The sequence below is a fragment of the Hydrocarboniphaga sp. genome (assembly GCF_028291725.1).
Taxonomy (GTDB): domain Bacteria; phylum Pseudomonadota; class Gammaproteobacteria; order Nevskiales; family Nevskiaceae; genus Hydrocarboniphaga.
The window spans coordinates 1-22,995 of sequence record NZ_JAQGNT010000032.1; the positions used below are offsets into that span (position 1 = coordinate 1).

The 22,995-nt window shown below is 63.9% G+C and carries 20 protein-coding genes and 4 pseudogenes; 6 read left to right on the plus strand and 18 right to left on the minus strand.

Annotated elements, in window-relative coordinates; all coding sequences use genetic code 11:
- Both JWQ90_RS29155 and aroQ read right to left on the minus strand, forming a co-directional pair.
- Nucleotides 1-141: pseudogene (locus tag JWQ90_RS29155) on the minus strand (acetyl-CoA carboxylase, biotin carboxyl carrier protein); the annotation flags it as partial.
- A 35-nt stretch (nt 142-176) separates the two neighbouring features.
- Nucleotides 177-611, minus strand: coding sequence for a type II 3-dehydroquinate dehydratase (gene aroQ, locus JWQ90_RS08985; RefSeq protein WP_366919477.1), 435 nt, complete (start codon nt 609-611; stop codon nt 177-179).
- Between the two features lie 153 nt (nt 612-764).
- On the opposite strand from aroQ, the gene thiS reads away from it, so the two are divergent.
- Entirely contained in the window at nt 765-1,784 is a 1,020-nt protein-coding gene (thiS, locus tag JWQ90_RS08990; RefSeq protein WP_366919476.1) for a sulfur carrier protein ThiS, read from the plus strand.
- A 147-nt stretch (nt 1,785-1,931) separates the two neighbouring features.
- Here thiS and JWQ90_RS08995 read toward each other — a convergent pair whose 3' ends face one another.
- Entirely contained in the window at nt 1,932-3,740 is a 1,809-nt protein-coding gene (locus JWQ90_RS08995; protein ID WP_299692357.1) for a hypothetical protein, read from the minus strand.
- Nucleotides 3,741-4,108: 368 nt separating this feature from the next.
- Here JWQ90_RS08995 and JWQ90_RS09000 point away from each other — a divergent pair, with 368 nt between their 5' ends.
- From JWQ90_RS09000 to JWQ90_RS09010, 3 genes are all read left to right on the plus strand, one after another.
- Nucleotides 4,109-5,146: a 2-dehydropantoate 2-reductase gene (locus JWQ90_RS09000; RefSeq protein WP_299692360.1), complete on the plus strand. Its 1,038-nt coding sequence runs from the start codon at nt 4,109-4,111 to the stop codon at nt 5,144-5,146.
- Nucleotides 5,147-5,331: 185 nt separating this feature from the next.
- On the plus strand, nt 5,332-5,940 hold the full coding sequence (locus JWQ90_RS09005; RefSeq protein WP_366919478.1) for a Crp/Fnr family transcriptional regulator: 609 nt from the start codon (nt 5,332-5,334) through the stop codon (nt 5,938-5,940).
- Between the two features lie 88 nt (nt 5,941-6,028).
- On the plus strand, nt 6,029-6,811 hold the full coding sequence (locus JWQ90_RS09010) for a fumarylacetoacetate hydrolase family protein (RefSeq protein ID WP_299692366.1): 783 nt from the start codon (nt 6,029-6,031) through the stop codon (nt 6,809-6,811).
- 56 nt (nt 6,812-6,867) lie between these two features.
- Here JWQ90_RS09010 and JWQ90_RS09015 read toward each other — a convergent pair whose 3' ends face one another.
- The 11 genes and pseudogenes from JWQ90_RS09015 to gcl form a co-directional block, all read right to left on the minus strand.
- Nucleotides 6,868-7,296, minus strand: coding sequence for a nucleotidyl transferase AbiEii/AbiGii toxin family protein (locus tag JWQ90_RS09015; protein WP_299692369.1), 429 nt, complete (start codon nt 7,294-7,296; stop codon nt 6,868-6,870).
- 150 nt (nt 7,297-7,446) lie between these two features.
- Nucleotides 7,447-7,875 (minus strand): annotated as a pseudogene (locus tag JWQ90_RS09020) (site-specific DNA-methyltransferase); the annotation flags it as partial.
- A 24-nt stretch (nt 7,876-7,899) separates the two neighbouring features.
- A complete protein-coding gene (locus tag JWQ90_RS09025; RefSeq protein WP_299692374.1) occupies nt 7,900-8,334 on the minus strand; it encodes a PIN domain-containing protein in 435 nt (144 codons plus the stop codon).
- Complete coding sequence (locus JWQ90_RS09030; RefSeq protein ID WP_299692377.1) at nt 8,321-8,548, minus strand: hypothetical protein; 228 nt, start codon at nt 8,546-8,548, stop codon at nt 8,321-8,323. The genes JWQ90_RS09025 and JWQ90_RS09030 overlap by 14 nt, the downstream gene beginning before the upstream one ends.
- Nucleotides 8,549-8,580: 32 nt before the next feature.
- Nucleotides 8,581-8,778 (minus strand): annotated as a pseudogene (locus tag JWQ90_RS29160) (hypothetical protein); the annotation flags it as partial.
- Between the two features lie 343 nt (nt 8,779-9,121).
- Nucleotides 9,122-10,102 (minus strand): NAD(P)H-quinone oxidoreductase, encoded by a 981-nt coding sequence (locus JWQ90_RS09040; RefSeq protein ID WP_366919479.1) that lies wholly within the window; start codon nt 10,100-10,102, stop codon nt 9,122-9,124.
- Nucleotides 10,103-10,182: 80 nt separating this feature from the next.
- Complete coding sequence (pyk, locus tag JWQ90_RS09045) at nt 10,183-11,595, minus strand: pyruvate kinase (RefSeq protein ID WP_299692386.1); 1,413 nt, start codon at nt 11,593-11,595, stop codon at nt 10,183-10,185.
- The gene (locus tag JWQ90_RS09050) at nt 11,579-12,883 is read right to left on the minus strand and encodes a glycerate kinase (RefSeq protein ID WP_299692389.1); all 1,305 of its coding nucleotides are present in this window, start codon (nt 12,881-12,883) and stop codon (nt 11,579-11,581) included. The genes pyk and JWQ90_RS09050 overlap by 17 nt, the downstream gene beginning before the upstream one ends.
- 11 nt (nt 12,884-12,894) lie before the next feature.
- Nucleotides 12,895-13,797, minus strand: coding sequence for a 2-hydroxy-3-oxopropionate reductase (gene glxR, locus JWQ90_RS09055; protein ID WP_299692392.1), 903 nt, complete (start codon nt 13,795-13,797; stop codon nt 12,895-12,897).
- Between the two features lie 49 nt (nt 13,798-13,846).
- Entirely contained in the window at nt 13,847-14,623 is a 777-nt protein-coding gene (gene hyi / locus JWQ90_RS09060; protein ID WP_299692395.1) for a hydroxypyruvate isomerase, read from the minus strand.
- 68 nt (nt 14,624-14,691) lie between these two features.
- Nucleotides 14,692-16,449, minus strand: coding sequence for a glyoxylate carboligase (gene gcl, locus JWQ90_RS09065; protein ID WP_299692398.1), 1,758 nt, complete (start codon nt 16,447-16,449; stop codon nt 14,692-14,694).
- 440 nt (nt 16,450-16,889) lie between these two features.
- Here gcl and JWQ90_RS09070 point away from each other — a divergent pair, with 440 nt between their 5' ends.
- Nucleotides 16,890-17,045 carry a hypothetical protein gene (locus JWQ90_RS09070; protein ID WP_299692401.1) on the plus strand — a complete coding sequence of 52 codons (156 nt, stop codon included), beginning with the start codon at nt 16,890-16,892 and terminating at the stop codon, nt 17,043-17,045.
- A 110-nt stretch (nt 17,046-17,155) separates the two neighbouring features.
- Here JWQ90_RS09070 and frc (JWQ90_RS09075) read toward each other — a convergent pair whose 3' ends face one another.
- The 4 genes from frc (JWQ90_RS09075) to oxc form a co-directional block, all read right to left on the minus strand.
- Nucleotides 17,156-18,403 carry a formyl-CoA transferase gene (gene frc, locus JWQ90_RS09075; RefSeq protein ID WP_299692404.1) on the minus strand — a complete coding sequence of 416 codons (1,248 nt, stop codon included), beginning with the start codon at nt 18,401-18,403 and terminating at the stop codon, nt 17,156-17,158.
- 265 nt (nt 18,404-18,668) lie between these two features.
- Nucleotides 18,669-19,094, minus strand: a complete 426-nt coding sequence (locus JWQ90_RS09080; RefSeq protein WP_299692406.1) for a PAS domain-containing protein — start codon at nt 19,092-19,094, stop codon at nt 18,669-18,671.
- Nucleotides 19,095-19,113: 19 nt separating this feature from the next.
- Nucleotides 19,114-20,367: a formyl-CoA transferase gene (gene frc / locus JWQ90_RS09085; protein ID WP_299692409.1), complete on the minus strand. Its 1,254-nt coding sequence runs from the start codon at nt 20,365-20,367 to the stop codon at nt 19,114-19,116.
- Between the two features lie 26 nt (nt 20,368-20,393).
- Nucleotides 20,394-22,205: an oxalyl-CoA decarboxylase gene (gene oxc, locus JWQ90_RS09090; RefSeq protein WP_299692413.1), complete on the minus strand. Its 1,812-nt coding sequence runs from the start codon at nt 22,203-22,205 to the stop codon at nt 20,394-20,396.
- 530 nt (nt 22,206-22,735) lie between these two features.
- On the opposite strand from oxc, the pseudogene JWQ90_RS09095 reads away from it, so the two are divergent.
- Nucleotides 22,736-22,995, plus strand: a pseudogene (locus JWQ90_RS09095) (hypothetical protein); the annotation flags it as partial.

Below are 22,995 nucleotides of genomic sequence, written 5' to 3' on the forward strand. Positions count from 1 at the left end.
GGCCTTGCGTGCGACGCGGATCTTGCGATCGCCATGCTCGACCTCGATCTCGGTCAACTGCGTTGCGTCGAGCAATTCGGCGAGCTGACGGACCAGGTCGACATCGACCTGCATCCCGCTCTTGGTATCATTTTCGGCCATGCGACCTTGTTCTCCCTTGTTGGGGGCGCGTCCTGTCAGATGCGCGACGCCGCTTCAAGCGCCAGCACATAGGAAAGCGCGCCGAACCCGGCCACGGTTCCCTTCGCCGCCTGGCCGACAAAGCTGGTGTGGCGGAAGGATTCGCGCTTGTGCGGGTTGGAAAGATGCACCTCGATCACCGGCGTTTTGATGCCCTTGATCGCATCGTGCAACGCGATCGACGTATGCGTGAACGCGCCGGCGTTGAGCAGCACCGCTTTGGCACCGCTCGCCTGCGCCTCGTGCAGCCAGTCGACCAGATGTCCTTCGTGATTCGATTGGCGCATGTCGATCGCCAGATCGAGCTCGCGTGCGCGGTCCTCCAGCTGGCCGGCATTGTCGTCGAGCGTCTCGGCACCGTAGATTTCCGGTTCCCGCGTACCGAGCAGGTTGAGGTTGGGGCCGTTCAGGACAAATATCGTGTCGGGCAAGTCTGGCCTTTCGATTGCGCGCTTGTGCTGGGGCTTCCTATATGAAAACGGGATAGCGAGCCAATCCCGCCCGTTCGCCCCGAGCTTGTCGAAGGGCCGTCCTTTCTCGACGCGAAGAACGGGGTCAACCCGAACGGAAATGTGGGGAAGCGCGTGCATACAGACGGAACAGTCTCGATCACCCTTAACGGCGAGCATCGCCGGGTCATGGCAGGCCTGAGCCTCGCTACCCTCGCATCCGACCTCGGCCTGAACCCGCAAAAGGTCGCGGTCGAACGCAATCTGTCGGTCGTGCCGCGTTCGACGCTGGCGCAGGTGCTGGTCGAGGATGGCGACGAACTGGAGATCGTGCATTTCGTCGGCGGCGGCGATCATGCCGCGGCGCGCGTCGACGATAGCTGGACGGTGGCGGGCAAGACCTTCCGCTCGCGCCTGATCGTCGGCACCGGCAAGTACAAGGACTACGCGCAGAACGCCGCGGCGGTCGAAGCATCGGGCGCGGAGATCGTCACCGTTGCGGTGCGCCGCGTCAACGTCACCGACACCAACGCCCCGATGCTGACCGACTTTATCGACCCCAAACGCATCACCTATCTGCCCAACACCGCCGGCTGCTTCACCGCCGAGGACGCGATCCGCACATTGCGTCTGGCGCGCGAGGCGGGCGGCTGGGAGCTGGTCAAACTCGAGGTGCTGGGCGAGGCCAAGACGCTCTACCCTGATATGGTCGAGACACTGCGCGCCTGCGAGGTTCTGGCCAATGAGGGGTTCAAGCCGATGGTCTATTGCGTCGATGATCCGATCGCGGCGAAGCGACTCGAAAATGTCGGCGCGGTGGCGATCATGCCGCTCGGCGCGCCGATCGGTTCGGGGCTGGGTATCCAGAACCAGGTCACGATCCGCCTGATCGTCGAGGGTGCGAGCGTGCCGGTGCTGGTCGATGCCGGCGTCGGCACCGCGTCCGACGCGGCGGCGGCGATGGAGTTGGGCTGCGACGGCGTGCTGATGAACACCGCGATCGCCGGCGCGCGCGACCCGGTGAAAATGGCGCAGGCGATGCGCTTGGCCGTGGAAGCCGGGCGCATCGCCTATCTGGCGGGGCGCATCCCGAAACGCCATACCGCCGCGCCCTCTTCGCCGATGGCGGGCAGAATCGCGCCGCGAGATGCGTAGCCCGTTTGCGGTCATGCGCTTTCGCTGCCCCGATGATGCAAGCGGCGCGGCGCTGGACACGTAGGTCGGCAATCCCTTGCCGACGTGAGGCCTCGATTGCGCATGCGAGAGTACACGTCGGCAAAGGATTGCCGACCTACGAGCCATTCACACTAGCTGACCACCCCAATCCCCCAGCGTGCCGGCCATCCCCTGCCCCGGCAACTCGCTCACATACCGCGGCAACTCGGGTATCGGATAAAACGCGGCGTCCAGGCCGGGCACAGCCGCCCGCAGGCCCGCTGCAATTTCGCGGTTCGACAGCGCCTTGCGCAGTTCGCCCGGATCGGCCCACGCCGCCCGACCGCCGACGAGGTGCAGGTAGATGCGGCCGCTGGCCTGGTCCGCGAAAACCACTTCAGGCAGCCGCCGGACACACTGCACCAGAAAGTCGGGGCAGCCGGCATCACTGCCCAGGTAGAGCTGCTGCGGCGCCGTCGCGTTGATATTCACGCTGCGGAAGCGGCCGACGTCGAGCAGGCCCTTGACGTCGAGCACGACCATCGTGCCATTGCTGCCGAAGGCGACGGTTCTGGGCCGCTGCCCGAATGCGACGCTGTTGTCGAGAAACTCATAGTGCACCTGTTTGCCGGCGCGTTGCGCCCAGGCCAGGAACAGGCGCGGCATTCCCGAATAGGCCTCGACGCTGTGCGCGAGCAGATCGTCGACGGCCTTGTATCGGCCGTACTGGAGCCCGCGCGTCCAGGCGCGCTCGACGATGTCCTGCGGCGGCGTGATCATGAAGCAGAAGTAGATCCTGCCGCCGAAACGGCTCAGCATGCTGTTGACCGTGTTCTCCGATTCGGCGGCGAAACTGCCGAAGCGGAACCGGTCGATCAGCAGATGCGGAATCCGCCCCTGCTCTGCGCGGCGCGCCATGTGATGGTCGAGCTTCTGATCGATGATCGCGATCTCCTCGCCGGTCAGCATCGCGGCGTAGCGGTAATCGGCTCCGACCGAGGCATAGTCGAGCAGCTGCTTGCGCCAGATGTCCGGGCTGATCAGCGCGAACTCGTCCCAGCGCACGCCGATGCTGCCGAGGAACACGCGCTGCAGCGGACGCAGCGTGCTCTTGCCGGAAGCGGAAGGGCCCTTGGTATTCATCACCACCGGACACGGCTGCGAGGGCAGGAAGCGGTAGCCTTCGGCGGCCACGGCCGCACGCAGGCAGGGTTCGACGAGTTCGCCGATCCGCTCGCTGCACAGGCGGTTGCAGGCAAGGTCCAGAGCGATAGAAGCCAGCAGATCGGTGAAAGCCCAGGAGTGTCCGTTGCGGTTGTAGAGCGCGCGTGCGACCCGGGCCAGCGCCAGCAGCGCGGTCTTTTCCAACTCGCTGCCGCCGGTGAGCGCCTGCGCCTCCCATTCATCGGCGGCGCGCGGCAGCGAGAATCCGGGCACCGGATCGATATCGCGCGAACCGCCGCTGCGCGAGCGCGAGCGCGGCCAACGAAAGCCCAGAACCCGCCGGTCTGCCGGCGTAGCCGCCTCGTCGATCGGCGGCAAGCTCGCCGCCGTGATCTGCGACTGGATGACGTCGCGGAGCTGCTGCCGTATCTCGTCGTAGGCGGCGACAATGCCGTCCATCGAGGGTTCGACGTATCGGGCCAGGATCACGCCCACCATGCGCCGGAAGTTGATGCCGAGGTCTTCGTATCTCGATCCGTCCGGCACCGAAAGCTCGCCAGTGACGCGGATCAGGATTTCATGCAGTACCAGCCTGCGCGGGCGGAAGACGACCAGCTCGCTGAACTCCAGGCCGGTAAGATCGCACAGCTCGGCCGCTTGCTCGACACTGGTGAACACATTCTCCGGCCGGAAAATCGTCGAAAGCGGCAGCAGGCGCCGCGGAATGCTGGAGCGGATTCCCGGGTTCCAGGGGCCGAGTTCGTCGCCATCGTGCCCGAACGCGCGATTCATGATCCGCTGCCGCGGCGCGCATCCCGCCGGACGCATTCCCGCGTTCCGCCGGCACTGCGCATCGCTGCCTGCTTCGTCGACATGGGTTCTCGGCCGCGAGGCTCGTCGTTGCGGCTCGCCGCCGATTTTATGGACGGCGGCGCCTGACTATCCTTGACCGCGGTCAAGAATCGAAAAACGGGCCGCATTCCGGATTCAAGGGATTTTCCGGATTCTTGACTCGGGTCAAGGAACCTCGCCGGAGCCCCGCTCCATACTCCGCCCGGTCGCAGCAGCACTCTGCGTCCCTCACCGCGAGGCGGGCCGGCGACCGCCGGAGCTTTTGACCCCACTGGGCCTCGTAATCGCTTCCACGACAGGAAACATCGATGAAGATCGCAATTGTCGGCGCGGGTGCAATCGGCGGCTATGTGGGCGTGAAACTCGCTCTCGCCGGCGAAGACGTGACGTTTATGGTACGCGGCGCGAATCTGGCCGCGATCCGCCAGAACGGCATGAAGCTGATCCTCAGCGACGCCAGCGAGCAGGTCGCCCACAACGTCACGGCCACCAACGACTATGCCGCCGCAGGTCCCCAGGATCTGGTGATCCTGGCAATGAAGGCGCATCAGCTGGAGGCCGTGGCGAACGATGTGCCCAAGCTGTTCGGGCCGGACACGATGGTCGTGACCATGCAGAACGGCATTCCCTACTGGTATTTCCACCACCATGGCGGCGAACTCGCCGGCAGCCGCGTGCATTCGGTGGACCCGAGCGGCGTGATCGGCAAGATGATCCCGGCCGAGCGAGTGATCGGCTGCGTGGTCTATCCGGCTTCCGAGCTGGTGCGTCCGGGCGTGGTCAGGCATATCGAAGGCGATCGCTTCCCGGTGGGCGAGCTGGATGCCTCGACCAGCGGCCGCGTGCAGCGTGTAGCCGCATGCTTCAGCAAAGCCGGCTTCAAGTCTCCGGTGCTCGAAGACATCCGCGCCGAAATCTGGCTCAAGCTGTGGGGCAATCTGACCTTCAATCCGATCAGCGCCCTGTCACGCGCGACGCTGGCCGACATCTGCACCTATCCGCTGACGCGCCAGCTGGCCGCCAGCATGATGACCGAGGCGCAGACCATCGCCAACAAGCTCGGCATCACGTTCCGCGTGCCGCTGGAGAAGCGCATTGCGGGCGCGGAAAAAGTCGGCAAACACAAGACGTCGATGCTGCAGGACATCGAGGCGCAGCGCGACCCCGAAGTCGACGCGCTGGTGGGTTCCGTGGCCGAACTGGGCCGCCTCACCGGCACCCCGACACCGCACATCGATACGGTTTTTGCGCTGACCAAGCTGCTGGCCTGGACCATTGCCGAAGAGCGGCTCGAACGCCAGGCCGCTGCCGACTCCAGCTTGCGCACCGCCGGCCAGATCGCTTGAGTGCGCCAGAGATCATGAGCGCAGCCATGGACATCGACCCACGCGGCCACGCCGGTTCACGCAGCCTCGGAGCCGCTGACAGCCACCGCTGGCAGGCGCCTTTGACCCGCATCGACTTTCAACGCATGCTGGGCTCATCCGTTCATAACCGTCCGTCAGCACCCATGCGGCAGTTAGAGAAACACATCGACCGGGTGCAGGATCATCCAGATAGGAACTTCATTTTTCGCAAGCTGCAGCAAAACGTCATCCTCAAGGAGATGAGCGAGCAGCAGGCCGCCGAACTGGAACCTCACCTGATGGTGTTCGATTGCAAAAAAGGCGACGTTCTGCTGCATCAGGGCGTGTACGAGATGGATCAGTTTTTCATTCTCGACGGCATCCTCAAGCGAGTGGTGACGAATGCCGAAGCCAAGGAAATGATCCTGCGTTTCGCCGGCAGGAACGACATCGAAACCAGCTATGCGGCCTGGCGCCTGAAGAACCAGACGCCGTACAGCATCGTCAGTGTGACCAAGGCGCGGATCGTCAAGCTGCCGCTGCCGGAGTGGGTCAACTTTGTCGACAAGCACCCGGCGCTGAAGCAGACCTTCGAACATGAAGTCACGCGCGTGATGAGTGACATCATGGCCCACACCATCACGCTGCACCTGCTGCATGCACCGGGACGCGTGCACCGCTTCATGCGCAAGCATGCGGACCTGTTTGAATGCATCCCTAAAAAAGAGCTGGCGTCCTATCTGAATATTTCAGCCGAGACCCTGAGCCGGCTGAAGCATCAAGGGAAGATCTGAAAGCCGTATCGGCGCCGCCCGGCGCTGCGCCGGCTGGAATGACTGCGGCAATCCAACAGCAGAACCGGCTCTCAAAGGAACCAGCAGCGTGAAACGATGGATACGCTTTAAGCGCGACAGCGGCGAAACCGGCTTCGGCACACTGGATCAGGGACAGATCGCGGAATACCAGGGCGCGAGCTGGGCCACGGCGACCGCAAGCGGAGCCCGGTTCCCGGTATCCGAAGTATCGCTGCTGAGCCCCTGCACGCCGAGCAAGGTTGTGGCGCTGTGGAACAACTTCCACGAGCTGTCGGCCAAGCTCGGAAAAGCCGCTCCGCGGCATCCGCTGTTCCTGATCAAGCCTGCAAGCTCGCTGGCGGGTCCGGGTGATCCGATCATTCGCCCGATCAGCTATGCAGGGAAGATCGCCTACGAGGGCGAGTTGGGCATCGTCATCGGCAAGACCTGCAGCAATGTCTCCGTCGAAGAAGCTTCGAATTACATCCTGGGTTACACCTGCGTCAACGACGTGACCGCGGCGGAACTGCTTAACGAGGACGTCAATTTCCCGCAGTGGTGCCGCTCCAAGGGCTTCGACAGCTTCAGCTGCATCGGGCCGGTCATCGCCGATGAGTTCGACTGGAAACAGGCCCGCGTCGTCACCCGGCTCGACGGCGTCGAGCGGCAGAACTATCCGCTGTCCGACATGATTTTCAGCCCGGAGCAGCAGGTCAGCCTGATTTCCGAGGACATGACGCTATTGCCCGGCGACGTCATCGCCTGCGGCACGTCGATCGGCATCGGGTCGATCAAGGACGGCGCGACGGTGGAAGTGTTCATCGAGGGCATCGGATCGCTGTCGAATACCTTGATGGGACTCACGCGCTAGTCCGTAGGAAAAGCAAAACGTGACTACGCGCGGGGCCAGGATGCGCCGCAGGCTCCTTATTGTTCGCCAATCGCTGCGAGCCTGCTAGCCGCGCCGAGCGCTTTACCGAACGTGATGCGTTCGCCAGGCCCGGCGAATGACACCAGTTGCACGTATTGCTCGTATTCCTTTGCCCATAGCGGATCACTTTGGAGATGATCAAGCATCGCGGCGAAACGTTCCGCCGGAACTTCGGGTGCCAGCCTGCCGCCACGGCTAGTGTCGGCCGCCGCGACTTGCTGGAGCAACATTTTGAACAACGGCGATGCGGCTACCCGATTTTCTAGCGCAGCCAAGTCGTGAAGATGGCGGACGATCGTGGGATCGTCCTTGTTGGACCCACGCTGGCGAGTACACACGCGCCACGCGAGTGCACTGAGTTTGTCGGCCGCGGTTTCAATCGGGTCGATGCACGGAAAGGCAGCTACTTCTGGTAATGAATGCACCGACTGCGATCAATCCTGCTACGAGCCATAGGGCAAATGGATTGTTACTAAGAAAACTGATTCCTGCGGTCCAATCGATCAAGCGATGCCCCTAAAATCATGGTGAAGCCTTCCTTTGCGACCAACATTCATTCACTACTTTCGGAAAGCTCAGTTCACCTTGAACACCTTCATAACCTCATCTCCAAGTTGGTTGATGACCTTCACCGCGATTCGTCCGCTCTTCGGCTTACCGAAGGCGCGTAAAGTGTCGCTGTTGCGCGTGGCCCAGGCTTCTTCGTTGATCTCGGCCTTGAGCGTGGTTTTCAGTGCCTTGTAGGGGTCGTTGGCGCCGAGGAAGTAGGCGTGGCGGACAATGAAGCTTTCTTCGTTGTAGTCGGTGTCAATGAACCAGCAGGCTATGCCATCGGCGCCGTCGCTGCGGACTTCGCCGGTTTGGGGGTGGAAGACATCGACGCCGTTAACCTTCACACGGACTTGCTTGCCGTCTACGGGGAGGATGTCGATGTCCGCCTCGCCGAAGATCACGAACAGGTTGCCTTTGCCGGTGCTCTTGAGGGCTTCGACTTTGAGCGGCGCTTTGGGTGCTTTGGCCATGCGGGGTCAGCTTGCCTCGTCCAGGAAGGGGTTTTCGATGGTGAGGCTGTCGATCTGCTGGCCGTGCTGCAGGTCTTCGCTGAGTAGGCGGGTACAGCCGCCTTCGAGCGCGGCGGCGACGATCAGGCTGTCGTAGAAGGCGAAGCCGTAGCGGCCCTGCACGTCCAACGCGCGTTGGTACAGGGCAGGCGTGGGGTGGATCGTCCACAGCGGCAGTAGCACCTGGTCCAGCGCCTGGCGGGCCTGATCGGCGCTGAAGGTCGGCTTCAGCTTGCGTGTGAGAACGCTCAGCGTCTCCTGCACGACCTGGAAACTGATGATGCCGGTGCGATCACGCTGCGCGCTGGCCAGCAGCGCATCGGCGATCTCGCTGCGACGGGCGTCCCGGGCGTCAAACAGATAGACGAGGACATTGGTGTCAAAAAAATCAGCGCCGCGCATTCATCTCGTCCCGGGTCAGCTTGGGTCCGGTCATCTGATAGTTCTTGCGAATGTGCTCGACGACTTCCATCGCCCGCTGAGCCTGGCGCTTGCGCGCATAGCTTTCCAGCCACAGGCGGAACTGCTCGTTGAGGGAGCTGCCCTCGGCCTTGGCCGCCGCGCGGGCGACTTCGAGCAGGGTTTCGTCAACGCTGAAGGTGATGTTCTTGGTCATGGCGGGCTCGTGTTGAGTTAACACGATGAAATCTACACGGGTACCAGAGCCGTGTCACCCGTGGCCTGCTCGATCAGTCGCTGAAACTCCGCGGCGACCCGCTGCCTGAAGTCCTCCTGCACTTGAAACACGTCACCGAACTCCGCTAAGGCCCAACGGCCGTACTGCTTGAGGTTGTTGACGCCCGGCACCCAGTACAGCTCCATCGTCGCCTTCTTTTCCTTGGCGTCACGCGCGGCGGCTGCGGGCGGTGCGACGACGGGCTTTGCCGTGAAGTCGAAGGGAATACCCAGCCCGTCGGCGTACCCGCACTGTTGCTTGGTCTTGTTCGGAGAAGAGATCCCAAATTCCGACGTGTCGTGCTCGGTGGGTACAACGTAAGCGTCCAGCAAAGTCATCTTGACCGTGAGGCCTGATCTGCTCCACGACGGGCAGCGTCGCATCACCGATCCCGGTCGCGGTCGAAGCCCGGTTCGCGGCCACGATTCTTACTCATCGCCGTGGCGATCTCTTGGGCTGTTTCTCCCGCAGGAATGACGCGCTTCGGAACATCGGCCTTCGGAACATCGGCCGTTACGGCAGCACCAGCATGAGCTTGCCGATATGCGCTCCGCTCTCCATCAGCGCATGCGCGCGCGCCGCCTCGGCCAGTGCGAATCGCGCGTGGATTACCGGCTTGATCCTGCCGGACTCGATCAGCGGCCAGATACGGGTTCTGAGGTTCTCGGCGATCGCGGCCTTGAACTCCACGCTGCGCGCGCGCAGCGTAGAGCCGGTGACGGTCAAACGCTTCAGCATCACCGCCGAGAAGTCCGCATTGCCCTTGGCGCCGCCGAGCAGCGCGATGATGACCAGCCTGCCGTCGGGCGCCAGCGCCTTGATCTCGCGCGCGATGTAGTCGCCGGCGACCATGTCGAGAATCACGTCCACACCCTTGTTGTCGGTGAGCCGCTTCACGACTTCGACGAAATCCTCGGTCCTGTAGTTGATTGCCTGTTGCGCGCCCAGCTGCTCGCAGGCCTGGCATTTTTCGGCGGAACCCGCAGTTGCGAACACACGGTTGCCGAAAGCCGCGGCGGTCTGGATCGCGGCGACGCCGATGCCCGAAGCGCCGCCCTGGACCAGCAGCGTTTCGCCGGCCGCGAGCCGGCCGCGATCGAACACGTTGGACCAGACCGTGAAGTAGGTTTCCGGTAGCGACGCGGCCTGTTCCAGGCTCAAACCCCTGGGCACCGGCAGGCACAGGCTGGCGGACGCGGCGCAATACTCGGCGTAGCCACCGCCGGTCACCAGCGCGCAGACCGCGTCGCCGACCCTGATCGCGCCGCTTTCACCGGACACCGCCACCACGGTGCCGGCGATCTCGAGTCCCGGCAGGTCGGAGGCGCCCGGCGGCGGCGGATAGCCGCCGCGCCTCTGCACCAGGTCGGGGCCGTTGATGCCGGCCGCGGCGACGCGGATCAGCACCTCGCCGGAGCGCAGTTCGGGCAGCGGCCGCGTTGTGAGCTTCAGCACCTCGGGCGCGCCGGGGCTGCTGATCTCCACCGCATTCATCGTCGTTGGCAGCTCCACGCAGGTCTCCACAGGTCAGGCAAGCGGACGTGGATGGTAGCGCCAGCGCCGGCGCGGCGCGTTCAGATCTGAGCGATGCGCAGCAGATTGGTCGTGCCGGCCGTCGCGAACGGCATTCCGGCGGTGATCGCGATGATGTCGCCGGGCTTGGCGAAGCCTTCGCTGCACGCAGTCTGGGACGCGTAGTCGACCATCTCCGGCACGTCGGCGATTTCATGCGTGTGCACCGAATGCACGCCCCAGACGAAAGCCAGCCGGCGCGCGGTGCCGATGGTCGGCGTCATGCTCAGGATCGGCGCCTCGGGGCGCTCGCGCGCGGCGCGCAGGCTGGTGTGGCCCGAGCTGGTGTAGGTGACGATCGCCGCCGGATGCATCAGCCGGGTGACGTGGCGCAGCGCGCAGCAGATCGCGTCCGCGATGGTCGGCTCGGGCGGCGTATGCGAGGCCTCCATCAGCTGGCGGTAGATCGGGCCGCTTTCCACCTGCTGGATGATGCGGTCCATCATCCTGACGGCCTCCAGCGGATAGCGGCCGCTTGCGGATTCGGCCGAGAGCATCACCGCGTCGGCACCGTCGTAGATCGCGGTGGCGACGTCCGAGGCCTCGGCCCGCGTCGGCACCGGCGAATTCACCATCGACTCCAGCATCTGCGTCGCGACGATCACCGGCTTGCCGGCGGCGCGGCAGTTGCGCACCGTGAGCTTCTGGATCGCCGGCACCTGCTCGGCGGGCAGCTCCACGCCCAGATCGCCGCGCGCCACCATCACCGCGTCCGAGCGGGCGATGATTTCGTCCAGCCTTTCCACGGCCGCAGGCTTTTCCAGCTTGGTCATGATCTGCGCGCGCCCGCGCACCAGTTCGCGCGCCTCGTCGATGTCCTCGGGCCGCTGCACGAACGACAGCGCCAGCCAGTCCACGCCCAGCTCCAGCCCGAACTCCAGGTCGCGGCGGTCCTTGGCAGTCAGCGCCGAGAGCGGCAGCACCACATGCGGCACGTTGACGCCCTTGCGCTCTGACAGCACGCCTCCGACCATGACCTGGGTCTGCGCAAAATCACTGCCGCAGCGCGTGACCCGCAGGCTGATCTTGCCATCGTCGAGCAGCAGCTCGGTACCCGGCTCCAGCGCGGCGAAGATTTCCGGATGCGGCAGGCAGACGCGGTTGACGTCGCCGGGCCGGGTATCCAGATCCAGACGGAAGCCGGCGCCGCCGGCGAGCGTGACCGGCCCGTCGGCAAACGTGCCGACGCGCAGCTTCGGGCCCTGCAGATCCATCAGCACGCCGATCGGACGGCCGACGCTGCGCTCGACCTCGCGGATCATGGCGAGCCGCTCGCGGTGCTGTTCATGGCTGCCGTGGCTGAAATTGAGGCGGAATGTGTCGACACCCGCGTCGAACAGCGAGCGGATGATGTCCTGGGTGGCGCTGGCCGGCCCGAGGGTGGCGACGATCTTGGCGTTACGTTGTCGGCGCATGGTCCGTTGTCGGCCGCGTGGCCGCCTCGTGAGTGATCAGAATGGCTCTGAAGTCGTTGACATTGGTCAGCGTCGGTCCGGTCAGCACGGAGTCGTCGAGCGCCGCAAAAAAGCTATGGCCGTCGTTGTTCGCGAGGCTGTGCCGGGGATCGATTCCCAGCGCAAGCGCGCGCGCCAGGCTGTCCGGCGCCAGCAGCGCACCGGCGCGCTCCTCGACACCGTCGACGCCGTCGGTATCGCCGGCGATCGCCCAGATGCCCGCATGGCCGTCGAGCGCGATCCCGAGTGCCAGCAGGAACTCGACGTTGCGGCCGCCGCGGCCGTTGCCGCGCACCGTCACCGTGGTCTCGCCGCCCGACAGCAGCACGCAGGGCAGCGGATGCGGATGGCCGTGCTGCGCGACCGAGCGCGCGATGCCGGCCATCAGCTTGCCGACTTCGCGCGCTTCGCCTTCCAGGCTGTCGCCGAGCATCACCGGCGGAATGCCGGCGGCGCGCGCCAGCTCGGCGGCGGCCTCGAGCGCCATCTGCGGCGTCGCGATCAGCCGCGTGCTGGCGCGCGCCAGGCGCTTATCGCCGGGCTTGATGCTTTCACCCTGCCCGCTGTCGAGAACCCGGCGTACCGCCGCCGGCACGGCGATGCGGTAGCGCTCGAGGATTTCGAGGGCGTCGGCGCAGCTCGTCGGGTCCGCGGTGGTCGGGCCCGAGGCGATGTCGATGGGGTTGTCGCCGGGCACGTCCGAGATCAGCAGGGTCAGCACGCGGGCCGGATAACAGGCGGCGGCGAGCCGCCCGCCCTTGATCGCCGACAGATGCCGGCGCACGCAATTGATCTCGCCGATGCCGGCGCCCGACTTCAGCAGCGCACGATTGATTGCCTGCTTGTCGGCCAGCGTCACTCCGGCGAGCGGCAGGGGCAGCAGCGACGAGCCGCCGCCGGAGATCAGGCACAGCACCAGATCGTCCGCCGACAGCCCCTGCACGAGATCCAGCATGCGCTGCGCTGCGGCCATGCCGGATGCGTCGGGCACCGGATGCGCGGCCTCGACAACTTCGATTTGCGCACAGCGCACGGCATGCCCGTAACGGGTCACGACCAGCCCGCTGAGTTCGCCCGGGTAGTGGGCTTCCACGGCTCTGGCCATCGCCGCCGAGGCCTTACCGGCACCGATGACGATCAGCCGCCCTTGCGGCCGGGGCGGCAGGTGCGCAGCAATGCATAGCTCCGGCGCGGCGGCGCCGATGGCGGCGTCGAACAGCTGCCGCAGCAGTTCACGCGGTGCTGGCATGGTGCGGGCGTTCAGCCGGCCGCGCGCTGGTTCGAGCCGATCTCATGATCGGCCATCAGCTCCAGCGCACGAACCATCGCGGAATGATCCCACTTGGAACCGCCGTGGGCGGCACAGGAGTTGAACAGCTCCTGGCAGGTCGCGGTATTGGGCAGCGAGATGCCGAGCGCGCGTGCGCCCTGCAGCGCCAGGTTCAGATCCTTCTGATGCAGCTCGATGCGGAAGCCCGGCTCGAAGCTGCGCTTGACCATGCGCTCGCCGTGAACTTCGAGGATGCGCGAAGCAGCGAACCCACCCATCAGCGCCTGCCGCACCTTGGCCGGATCGGCGCCGGCCTTGGAGGCGAACAGCAGCGCCTCGCCCACCGCTTCGATGGTCAGCGCGACGATGATCTGATTGGCGACCTTGCAGGTCTGGCCGTCGCCGTTGCCGCCGACCAGGGTGATGTTCTTGCCCATCAGATCGAACAGCGGCTTGACCTGTGCGAAGGCCTCCTCGGGGCCGCCGACCATGATCGTCAGCGACGCCGCCTTGGCGCCGACTTCGCCGCCGGACACCGGCGCATCCAGGTAGCTGCAGCCGAGCTGCGTGATCCGCTGCGCGAACTTCTTGGTTTCGATCGGCGAGATCGAACTCATGTCGACCACGATCTTGCCCGGCTTCAGGCCTTCGGCCACGCCGTCCTTGGCAAACAGCGCGGCGTCGACGTGGGGCGTGTCGGGCACCATCGTGATGATGATGTCCGCGTGTTCTGCGACCTGCCGGCCCGACGCGCAGGCGACGGCGCCGCTCGCGACCAGATCCGCGGGAACCGGATTGAGATCGAAGACGTAGAGTTCGTGCCCGCCCTTGCGCAGATGGCCGGCCATGGGCGCGCCCATGATTCCCAAACCGATGAAGCCTACTTTCGCCATGTTCGTTTGTCCTTGGTTTGCGTCGGGGGTGCGGCCGGCTGCGAGCGGTTCAGAGGCAGGACTGGAGCCAGTCGAGCCCGGCGATGGTCGTGGTCCTGGGCTTGTACTCACAGCCGATCCAGCCGTCGTAGCCGAGTTGATCGATGAACTGAAACAGGAATGCATAATTGATCTCGCCGGTTCCGGGTTCGTTGCGCCCCGGATTGTCGGCGAGCTGCAGGTGCGCAATCTTGGGAAGGTTCGCCTTGATGCTGTTGGCGAGCTCTCCTTCCATGCGCTGCATGTGGTAGATGTCGTACTGCAGGAACAGATTGTCGGAACCGACTTCGGCGATCAGATCCAGCGCCTGCGACGTGCGGCTGAGGTAGAAGCCGGGAATGTCGAAAGTATTGATCGGCTCGATCAGCAGCCGGATTCCGGCCTGCTTCAGCTCGCGGGCGGCGTAGCCGAGATTCGCCAGCAGCGTCGCACGCAGCTGGTCCTCGGGCAGATTCTTCGGAGCGACCCCGACCAGGCAGTTCAGCTGCGTGCAGCCGAGCGCCTGGGCATAGCCGATGGCTTTGCCGACACCATCCTGGAATTCACCGACCCGATCCGGCAGGCAGGCGATGCCGCGCTCGCCCTTGGCCCAGTCACCGGCGGGCAGGTTGTGCAGCACCTGCGTCAGGCGGTACTGCTGCAGCAGGTCGGCGAGTTGCTGCGCCGGGTAGGCATACGGGAACAGATATTCCACGGCGGTGAAACCCGCTTTCGCCGACGCTTGGAAGCGGTCGAGGAAATCGAATTCGTTGAAAAGCATCGTGAGGTTGGCGGCGAACTTGGGCATCGTGCTTTTCTCCTGGAATAGCGGCACACGCGGCGCTGCCGCGGAGCAAAGTGTCGGCGACTATGCGATCAGGCCGGCAGCGCCGACTCGACGTCGAGTATTTCTTCAAATTCGGTGATGGCGTTGATCTCGGTGCCCATCGCGATGTTGGTGACGCGTTCGAGGATGATCTCGACCACCACCGGCACCGAGAATTCCTTGATCCACAGCTGCGCCTGCTTGAGCGCGCCCAGAATGTCGTCCGGGCGGGTCACCCGGATCGCCTTGCAACCCAGGCCTTCCACCACGGTCACGTGGTCGATGCCGTAGCCATTGATTTCCGGCGCATTGATGTTTTCGAACGACAGCTGCACGCAGAAATCCATCTTGAAATTGCGCTGCGCCTGGCGAATCAGCCCCAGATAGGAGTTGTTCACCAGCACATGAATATACGGAATCTTGAACTGCGCACCGACCGCCAGCTCCTCCATCATGAAATGGAAATCGAAGTCGCCGGAGAGCGCCACCACCTTGCGCGACGGATCGGCGACACAGACGCCCAGCGCCGCGGGAATGGTCCAGCCCAGCGGCCCGGCCTGGCCGCAGTTGATCCAGTGCCGCGGCTTGTTCACGCGCAGGAACTGCGCACCGGCAATCTGCGACAGGCCGATCGAGCTGACGTAGCAGACATCCTTGCCGAAAGCCTTGTTCATTTCTTCGTAGACGCGCTGCGGCTTGATCGGCACGTTGTCGAAATGGGTCTTGCGCAGCATGCTGAGTTTGCGCTCGCGACATTCGTCGGCCCAGTCGCTCCAGTCCGGCAGCTTGCCGGCCTGCTTGCGCTCCAGCGCTACTTCCACAAACAACTCGAGCGCGGCTTTGGCGTCGGAGACGATGCCGAGATCGGGGCAGAACACGCGGCCGATCTGGGTCGGTTCGATATCGACGTGCACGAACTTGCGGCCCTCGGTATAGACCTCGACCGACCCCGTATGCCGGTTGGCCCAGCGGTTGCCGATGCCGAGCACGAAGTCGGAGGCCAGCATCGTCGCATTGCCGTAGCGGTGCTGAGTCTGCAGCCCGACCATGCCCGCCATCAACGGATGCTCGTCGGGGATCGTCCCCCAGCCCATCAGCGTCGGAATCACCGGCACGCCGGTGATCTCGGCGAACTCCGTCAGCAGCGCCGAGGCGTCGGCGTTGATGATGCCGCCGCCGGCCACGATCAGCGGATGGGCCGACGCGGCCAGCATGTCCAGCGCCTTCTCGATCTGCATGCGGTGCGCGGCCGGCTTGTAGGCCGGCAGCGACCGATAGGTATCCACATCGAACTCGATCTCGGCCATCTGCACGTCGAACGGAAGATCGATCAGCACCGGGCCGGGACGCCCCGAGCGCATCAGATGGAAAGCCTGCTGGAAAACCCGCGGCACCAGCGCCGGCTCGCGCACCGTGACCGACCACTTGGTCACCGGCTTGGAGATCGATTCGATGTCGACGGCCTGGAAGTCTTCCTTGTACAAACGCGCCCGCGGCGCCTGCCCGGTGATGCACAGAATCGGGATGGAATCGGCATGCGCGGAATACAGGCCGGTGATCATGTCCGTGCCCGCCGGCCCGGAAGTGCCGATGCAGACGCCGATGTTGCCGGCCTTGCTGCGGGTGTAGCCCTCGGCGAGGTGCGAGGCCCCTTCCATATGCCGCGCCAGCACGTGCGCGATGCTGCCGCGGCGCTGCATGGCAGCGTAGAGCGGATTGATCGCCGCGCCGGGGATGCCGAAGGCGTGCTCGACGCCTTCGATCTCCATCACACGGACCGCGGCATCGGCCGCCGTCATCTTGGACATGCAGGGTTCTCCTTCGGAGGGACTACGAATGAAGGCGCGGCTGCGTGAGCAACAACGATGGGAGGATTGTGCGAAAAGCGGTCTTCGCATCGCCTTGACTGTGGTCAAGATTCGAAAAATTAAAAAATTTAGCGTAATGCGCCGCACGTGTTGCACACCTACTGCCCCCTGATGAAACGCATCCAGGATGCGGACAGTGCGACTGATCACCGCGCGGTGTAATGCGCTTTGCGCGGTCCTGGCGGGTACGTCGGATTTCCCCGAAGGCTTACGGATCGATCAAGGGTTTTTGTAGTGCTTTTTATCCAACGTCCGCCTGAAAAAGCCGGCTTGCTGCGATGCAGCAAACAATGTAACCTAATAGTAAGTTATCGGTCGTCGAAAGCGGCAAATGGCTTGCAGTCCCTATCGTGGTTTCAGCAGCTACAGGAGATATCGTGATGAATGCACATGAATTGTCGGGTACCACCGAAGCTAACTGGATGGTCGGCTTCAAGCAGCCCCTGCTCGGTATGTGGCGGAAGATCAAGAAGGTTCTGAAGAGCATCGAGCGTTCGATGGACAGCTACGACGAAAGCTGCGTGCGGGGCTGGTAGATCGAGCCCGGTTCAAGCGCCTCGGGTTCCGGCGTGCTTGAACGAACAGCGCTGCGGCCACCGCATCGGCCGCAGCGCTTTTTTTTGCCTCACCTGATCTCGGGCTGTCTTCAGATGACCTTGCCAGCGCGCATCGCCGCGATCTGCTCGGCTTTGTAGCCCAACTGCATCAACACCTCTTCGGTGTGCTCTCCCAACAGCGGTGAGCGCGTGACCTCGGTCGGGCTGTCGGACAGCTTGATCGGATTGCCTACGGTCAGATACTTGCCGCGCACCGGATGATCGACTTCGACGATCGTGCCGGTCTGGCGCAGCGACGGCTCGTGGGCAATCTCCTTCATCGACAGGATCGGCCCGCAGGGAATGTCGTACTGGTTGAGAATCTCCATGGCCTCGAACTTGGACTTGGTCATGGTCCATTCCTCGATCGTGGCGAAGATAGCCTTCAGCCGCGGCAGCCTGGCCGCCGGCGTCGCATAGTGCGGATCGGTGATCCATTCCGGCTTGCCGATCACCTTGCAGATCGAGCCCCATACCGGTGCCTGGGTGATGAAGTAGATGTAGTCGTTGGGATCGGTCTGCCAGTCCTTGCACTTGAGTATCGAGCCCGGCTGGCCGCCGCCCGAGGCATTGCCTGCGCGCGGTACCGAGTCGCCGAACACGCCTTCCGGATACTGCGGATATTCCTTCATCACCCCGGTGCGCTCCAGGCGCTGCTGGTCGCGCAGCTTGACGCGGCACAGGTTCAGCACCGCATCCTGCATCGGCGCCAGCACTTTCTGACCGTGCCCGGTCGAGTTGCGCTGGTACAGCGCGGCAACGATTCCCAGCGCCAGATGAAGTCCGGTTCCGCTGTCGCCGATCTGCGCACCGCTCACCATCGGCGGACCGTCGTCGAAGCCGGTGGTCGAGGCCGCGCCGCCTGCGCACTGGGCGACGTTTTCGTAAACCTTGCAGTCCTCGTACGGGCCGGCGCCGAAGCCTTTGACCGAGGCGACGATCATGCGCGGATTGAGTTCGTTGATGTACTGCCAGGTGAAGCCCATGCGATCGAGCGCGCCGGGCGCAAAGTTCTCGACCAGCACGTCGCAATAGCGGATTAGCGTTTCGAGCACCTGCTTGCCCACCGGGTCCTTGGTGTCGAGCGTCATCGAGCGCTTGTTGTGGTTCAGCATCGTGAAGTAGAGGCTGTCGGCATCGGCGATGTCGCGCAGCTGCCCACGGGTGGCGTCGCCTTCACCCGGACGTTCCACCTTGATCACGTCGGCGCCGAACCAGGCCAGCAACTGCGTGCAGGTGGGCCCCGATTGCACATGGGTAAAATCCAGGATGCGAACACCGTCCAACGCCTTGCTCATGAAACTCGTCCTCTCGAAATTATCTTTTATGAACCGCTACGGGAGAGTAGTTTAGCTCTCGGCCAACTTCATCACGCAGGCAGGTGACCACAGGCGGTGTTTCGATTCACGCGCGGACGGATGCTGACGACAGCAAGCACCCGGCTTCGGGCAGAATTCCGCGATATCTGCGCACACGCGACAGCCGCGCGATCCGACAGTCGCGCGGCTCTTAGTTCACCGCCATTACATTGCCGTTACATTGCCGCTACATCGCAGCCTTCGATCAGCGCTGGGCCTCGAGTTCCGCGAGCCGCTTGCGCAGCGCGCGTTCCTCGGCAAAACGGCGGGTCTCTTCGCGTACGATCGCGACGATGCCGCTGACTTTGCTGTCGGCCGCCAACAACAGCGACACCGTAAACGCGATCGACAGCGTCCTGCCGTCCTTATGCACTGCAGGCACCCGCAGCACGTCGGCGCCGTACCGGGTGCTCGCAGTCTCCATCGTCTTGTTGTAACCGTCCCAATGACGCTGGCGCTGACGCTGCGGGATGATCAAGTCCAGCGACTGGCCGAGCGCTTCGGCTGCGGTGTAGCCGAAGATACGTTCGGCCGCATCGTTCCACAGCACAATGGCGCCCTCCGGATCACACACCAGAATTGCGTCAGCAGCGCCGGCGACCAGCTGTTTCAGATCGACGTTCGAGTGCAAAGCTGGCTCCAGCCCGGCTTCAGACAGCGCCAGCCTTGTGCAGCGCGGCAATCTGATCCTGGCCATAGCCCAGCTGCGCCAGCACCTCGTCGGTGTGCTCGCCCAGCAGCGGCGATCCAGTGACCTCGGGCTTGAGATCGGAGAACTTGATCGGGCTGCCGACCGTGAGGTAGCTGCCGCGTTCCTTGTGCTGCACTTCGACGATGGTGCCGCTGGCGCGCAGCGACGGATCGTTGGCGAGTTCTTTCATCGTCAGCACCGGGGCGCAGGGGATGTCGAACTTGCGCAGGATATCCACCGCCTCGAACTTGGTCTTGTCCGCGAGCCATTTTTCGATTTCGGCGAAGATCGCCATGATGTGCGGCTGGCGCGCCTTGGGCGTGTTGTAGTCGGGGTCGGTGATCCACTCCGGCTTGCCCAGCGCCTCGCAGATCGGCGCCCAGGCGTGACCCTGGATCGTGAAGTAGATGTAGGCGTTCGGATCGGTCTCCCAGCCCTTGCACTTGAGCACCCAGCCCGGCTGGCCACCGCCACCGGCGTTGCCGCCGCGCGGCACGACGTCGCTGAACGTGCCGTGCGGGTACTGCGGATATTCTTCGAGGTAGCCCAGGCGATCGAGACGCAGCTGGTCGCGCATTTTCACGCGGCACAGGTTGAGCACGCTGTCCTGCATCGACACCGCGACCTTCTGTCCTTTGCCGGTCTGCTGGCGGCCGATGAAGGCGGTGAGGATACCGATCGCCAGATGCATGCCGGTGTTGCTGTCGCCCAAGGCCGCGGCGCTCACCGTCGGCGGGCCGTCCCACCAGCCGGTGGTCGAGGCCGCGCCGCCGGCACACTGCGCGACGTTCTCGTAGACCTTCAGGTCATCGTAGTGATGGCCGTCGCTGAAGCCTTTGACCGAAGCGACGATCATCTTCGGGTTCAGCTGGTTGATGCGCTCCCACGAGAAACCCATGCGGTCGAGCGCGCCGGGGCCGAAATTCTCCACCAGCACGTCGCACTCGCAGATCAGCCGTTCCAGCACTTCCTTGCCTTCGGCCTGCTTGGTGTCCAGCGTCAGCGAGCGCTTGTTGCTGTTGAGCATGGTGAAGTACAGCGCGTCGACGTTCGGTATGTCGCGCAGCTGGCTGCGCGTGACATCGCCCGAGCCCGGGCGCTCGACCTTGATGACGTCGGCACCGAACCAGGCCAGCATCTGCGTGCAGGCGGGACCGGCTTGCACGTGAGTGAAGTCGATGATTTTGATGCCTGCGAGTGGCTTGTTGCTCATGTGATATTTCCTCGTTGAACTTTGGACTATTTCTTCTTCGCCGCGCTTTGCGGGTTCAGATTCGTCAAGCGGCCGCTCTCGGTGCCGGCCGCTTCGTCGATGACGGCGTTGATCAGAGTCGGCTTGCCGGATGCGATGGCCTCGAGCAGCGCTGCCGTCATTTCTGCCGGCGTCGTGACGTTGTAGCCGATGCCGCCGAAGGCTTCGATCATCTTGTCGTAGCGCGCGCCCTTGATGAAAACGGTGGGAGCAACATCCTTGCCTCCGCTCAGGTTCACGTCGGTGCCGCGATAGACGCCGTTGTTGTTGAAGACGATCGTGCACACCGGCAGCTCGTAGCGGCAGATGGTTTCGAGTTCCATGCCGCTGAAGCCGAAAGCGCTATCGCCTTCGATGGCGACCACCGGCAGGCCGCTGACCACCGCCGCACCGACGGCGTAGCCCATGCCGATACCCATGATGCCCCAGGTGCCCGAGTCGAAACGTTTGCGCGGCTCGTACATGTCGATGATGCTGCGGGCGTAGTCGAGCGTATTGGCGCCTTCGTTGACGACGTTGATGTCCGGACGCGTCTTCAGCACATCGCGGATCGCGCGCAGCGCGCTGTGGAAATTCATCGGCGACGGATTCTGCGCGAGCGTCACCGCCATCTTCGCCAGGTTCTTTTCCCTGCGCTCCGAAATCGCGCCGGTCCACTCGGCGGCAGGCTTGGCAAAGCCGGAATCGATACCGGCCAGCAGCGCCGACACGCAGGAGCCGATGTCGCCGATCACCGGCGCGGCAATGGCCACGTTGCTGTCGATTTCCGTCGGCGAGATGTCGATCTGGATGAACTGCTTGGACGTCGGCGCGCCCCAGGTCTTGCCCTTGCCGTGCGCCAGCAGCCAGTTCAGACGGGCGCCGATCAGCAGCACCACATCGGCCTCCGCCAGAACGAAGGACCGGGCGGCCGAGGCCGATTGCGGATGGGTGTCCGGCAGCAGACCCTTGGCCATCGACATCGGCAGGTAGGGAATACCGGTCTTTTCGACCAAGGCACGGATATCGGCGTCGGCCTGGGCGTAAGCCGCGCCCTTGCCCAGCAGGATCAGCGGACGCTTGGCGCTCTTGAGCAACTCGAGCGCGCGCGCTACCGAGTCCGGCGCCGGAATCTGGCGCGGCACCGCATCGACCACACGCACCAGGGATCTTTTTCCGTGCGCGGCATCGAGCGTCTGCGCCAGCAGTTTCGCCGGCAGGTCCAGATAGACGCCGCCAGGGCGCCCGGACACCGCAGCGCGGATCGCGCGTGCAATGCCGATGCCGATGTCTTCGGCGTGGAGTACACGGTACGCGGCCTTGGCATAGGGCTTCGCCGCATTCAACTGGTCCATCTCTTCGTAATCGCCCTGCTGCAGATCGACGATCTCGCGCTCGCTGGAACCGCTGATCAGGATCATCGGAAAGCAGTTGGTGGTCGCGTTGGCGAGTGCCGTCAGACCGTTCAGAAAGCCCGGCGCGGACACGGTCATGCAGATGCCGGGTTTCTGGGTCATGTAACCGGCGATCGCGGCGGCGTTGCCGGCGTTCTGTTCATGACGGAAGCCGATGAAGCGCATGCCTTCGCCTTGTGCGAGGCGAGCCAGGTCGGTGATCGGGATACCGACCAGACCGAAGATGGTGTCGAGGCCATTGAGCTTCAGCGCATCGATGACCAGATGGAAGCCATCGGTCAGTTCAGGCTGCGTATCGGGCCCATGGCTGGCCGATAGGGTGCTCACTCCGCGGCTTTTCGCCTTGAGCGTGTCGTCCGCCACCGTCGCGGTCACAGGTGGCTCCGCGGTTAAGACTGATGCCATGGTTTCTCCTAATTACTCTTTACGTCGTGGAGTGCACTTGCGAGCCATCTCGCTTTGGCGCTTTGCGGGTTTGCGCCCGTCTTCAGCCCCTTGGGATGGGATCGATCTTATGGATACCGAACCGCCCTTCTCATTGACCATGGTCAAGTTTTCGGTATTCGCTGCATTGAATTAATAAATGCGCTCGATGCGTGTCGATTCTTGATCATGGTCAAGGCGCTTTTCAGCGCGATTTCCAGATAATTCCGACGCGCTGCGGCAATACGCCGCGGGGAGATAAGGACGCCGGTGGGGGATCGCTGCCGCAGAGCATCGGTCATCGGTCATCGGTCATCGGTCATCGGCGTCACACATGTCGTTGCAGCTCGCACCGTCCGTGGCTAGCGTGACATCGCTAGGCGCGACGCAGTCACAGACGGCGCTCGCAGTCCTGACCTATAAGATCCAACGAGGAGAATCAAATGAGCTTGCTATCAAAGCGCAGCTACCTTGCGTGCAGTCTTAGCTGTTTTCTTGCAACTGCAGCACCTATGAACGCCGCACTGGCCGACGACGCCAGTTCGAACCAGGAGATCGGCCAACTCAAGCGGCAAGTCGATGCGCTGACGGCGAAAGTCGAATCGCTCGCAGCACCCAAGCAAGCGGCCACGCCATCCAAGGCGCCGCCGACCTTCACAACCGAGGACGGCCTCAAGTTTGCCTCGGCCGACGGCGCGTTCTCGCTGCAGATCGGCACCCTGCAGCAGATCGACTACGCCGCGTTCAACGACGACGGCACCGACATCGCCGA

What these genes read in the sequence shown, in the direction of transcription:
- JWQ90_RS08995 (WP_299692357.1), bottom strand. Translation starts at nt 3,740, where the DNA reads ATGAATCGCGCGTTCGGGCACGATGGCGACGAACTCGGCCCCTGGAAC.
- JWQ90_RS09000 (WP_299692360.1), top strand. Translation starts at nt 4,109, where the DNA reads ATGAAGATCGCAATTGTCGGCGCGGGTGCAATCGGCGGCTATGTGGGC.
- JWQ90_RS09025 (WP_299692374.1), bottom strand. Translation starts at nt 8,334, where the DNA reads ATGCGCGGCGCTGATTTTTTTGACACCAATGTCCTCGTCTATCTGTTT.
- JWQ90_RS09030 (WP_299692377.1), bottom strand. Translation starts at nt 8,548, where the DNA reads ATGACCAAGAACATCACCTTCAGCGTTGACGAAACCCTGCTCGAAGTC.
- JWQ90_RS09040 (WP_366919479.1), bottom strand. Translation starts at nt 10,102, where the DNA reads ATGAATGCGGTGGAGATCAGCAGCCCCGGCGCGCCCGAGGTGCTGAAG.
- pyk (WP_299692386.1), bottom strand. Translation starts at nt 11,595, where the DNA reads ATGCGCCGACAACGTAACGCCAAGATCGTCGCCACCCTCGGGCCGGCC.
- JWQ90_RS09050 (WP_299692389.1), bottom strand. Translation starts at nt 12,883, where the DNA reads ATGCCAGCACCGCGTGAACTGCTGCGGCAGCTGTTCGACGCCGCCATC.
- glxR (WP_299692392.1), bottom strand. Translation starts at nt 13,797, where the DNA reads ATGGCGAAAGTAGGCTTCATCGGTTTGGGAATCATGGGCGCGCCCATG.
- hyi (WP_299692395.1), bottom strand. Translation starts at nt 14,623, where the DNA reads ATGCCCAAGTTCGCCGCCAACCTCACGATGCTTTTCAACGAATTCGAT.
- gcl (WP_299692398.1), bottom strand. Translation starts at nt 16,449, where the DNA reads ATGTCCAAGATGACGGCGGCCGATGCCGCGGTCCGTGTGATGGAGATC.
- JWQ90_RS09070 (WP_299692401.1), top strand. Translation starts at nt 16,890, where the DNA reads ATGAATGCACATGAATTGTCGGGTACCACCGAAGCTAACTGGATGGTC.
- frc (WP_299692404.1), bottom strand. Translation starts at nt 18,403, where the DNA reads ATGAGCAAGGCGTTGGACGGTGTTCGCATCCTGGATTTTACCCATGTG.
- frc (WP_299692409.1), bottom strand. Translation starts at nt 20,367, where the DNA reads ATGAGCAACAAGCCACTCGCAGGCATCAAAATCATCGACTTCACTCAC.
- oxc (WP_299692413.1), bottom strand. Translation starts at nt 22,205, where the DNA reads ATGGCATCAGTCTTAACCGCGGAGCCACCTGTGACCGCGACGGTGGCG.